Raw genomic sequence first — 1,427 nt, 5'->3', positions numbered from 1 at the left:
AGCGTGTCTCGGACAAAGGACCTGGGCCCGCGTTCATCGCGCAGATCACCAACAACGGGCTGTTCCTGGTGTTCACGGCGCTGGCCGCCACGCTTCCGTTCTTTCTGCCGATGGCCATCGGGGTCGTCGCGGGCGACTCGATCGCGGGCGAGGCCAGCGGGGGGACGCTGCGCTATCTGCTGGTCGCTCCGGCCGGCCGTACCCGGCTGCTTCTCACCAAGTACGCGACGGTGATGACGTTCTGTGTGGTGGCGACGCTCGTCGTGGCGCTGTCGGCGCTGACGGTGGGGGCGTTGCTCTTTCCGCTGGGCGATCTGACGACCATTTCCGGTACGCAGATCAGTTTCGCGGAGGGGTTGGGGCGGGCGCTGTTGATCGCGTTGGTCGTTGCCGCGTCGCTTGTCGGTATCGCCGCCCTGGGATTGTTCATCTCGACCATGACCAGCAGTGGTATCGCGGCGATGGCTACCACCGTGGGGCTGCTGATCACCGTGCAGATTCTTGACCAGATTCCTCAACTGCACGCGCTCCAGCCGTACTTCTTCTCGCACTACTGGCTGTCCTTCGCCGACCTCATGCGCGAACCGGTGTACTGGGACGACCTGGTGAAGAACCTGGGCCTTCAGGCGTTGTACGCGGCGGTGTTCGGGTCGGCGGCGTGGGCGCGGTTCACGGCGAAGGACATCACGGCCTGAGATTCGTCCATGCCTGAGATTCGGCGTCCGGTCAGGCTCCGGTCTCGTGCGGGAAGCGGGCGAGCGGGGCGTCCTGGGCGAAGAACGTCTTCGCTCGGGTCAGTGCCTCGGTGTCCTTCAGTACGTCGCCGGGGGCGCTGCCGTTGCCGAGGAGGACTCCGCCGAAGCGCATCTTCATGTACGCGGCCGAGTTGTTGAGCGTGCCGATCAGCGGGTCGGCCACCACGGGTTCGTCGTCGGCGAGGGCGGAGACGCCCCAGAGGGTGCGGTCGGCCATCGTCGCCCTGAAGTCGGCGCCGGGGACGCGCAGCCAGTCGGACCAGTAGTCCAGGTAGCGCTTGGTGAGGCCGGACAGGGAGTACCAGTAGACCGGCGAGGCGATCACGATGTCCGTCGCGGCGAGGGTGGCGTCCAGGAGCTGCCGGATGGTGTCGTTCTCGGTGGGCTGGACTGGCCGGACTATTCCGTCGTGCCGGATGTCCAGGAAGTCGGGGAGCGGGTGGTCGGCCAGGCGTATCCACTCCTGCTCCACGTCCGGGGGCAGCTGTTCGGCGGCCCTGCGGGCGAGCAGTTCGGTGTTGCCGTCCAGGCGGGCGCTGCCCAGCACGAAGAGGAAACGGCGGGTCATGGGTCCCCCAGGGGTAATCGGCGTGCGGCGGTTGTAGGTGTATGCATTATATGCGCGCGCAATCATCTGTCCATGGGGTGCCTGCGGGGTGCGGTGTGTGGGTG

2 protein-coding genes are annotated in these 1,427 nt (G+C 66.7%); one reads left to right on the top strand and one right to left on the bottom strand.

Going from position 1 to position 1,427, the window contains the following annotated elements:
• A partial coding sequence (locus tag ACNFOC_RS54360) for an ABC transporter permease (RefSeq protein ID WP_416966309.1) occupies positions 1 to 695 on the top strand: 695 nt, incomplete at its 5' end.
• Between the two features lie 31 nt (positions 696 to 726).
• Here the strand turns inward: ACNFOC_RS54360 and ACNFOC_RS54355 are convergent.
• Positions 727 to 1,323: a flavodoxin family protein gene (locus ACNFOC_RS54355; protein ID WP_416966308.1), complete on the bottom strand. Its 597-nt coding sequence runs from the start codon at positions 1,321 to 1,323 to the stop codon at positions 727 to 729.
• Positions 1,324 to 1,427: the final 104 nt, after the last annotated feature.

The sequence above is a fragment of the Streptomyces colwelliae genome (assembly GCF_048158785.1).
Lineage (GTDB): Bacteria > Actinomycetota > Actinomycetes > Streptomycetales > Streptomycetaceae > Streptomyces.
The sequence above is the reverse complement of the archived record's forward strand: the minus strand, read 5'-3'. Positions and strand labels throughout refer to the sequence as shown.

Excerpts from the sequence above, each read along its gene's own strand:
- ACNFOC_RS54355 (WP_416966308.1), bottom strand. The coding sequence starts at position 1,323 with ATGACCCGCCGTTTCCTCTTCGTGCTGGGCAGCGCCCGCCTGGACGGC.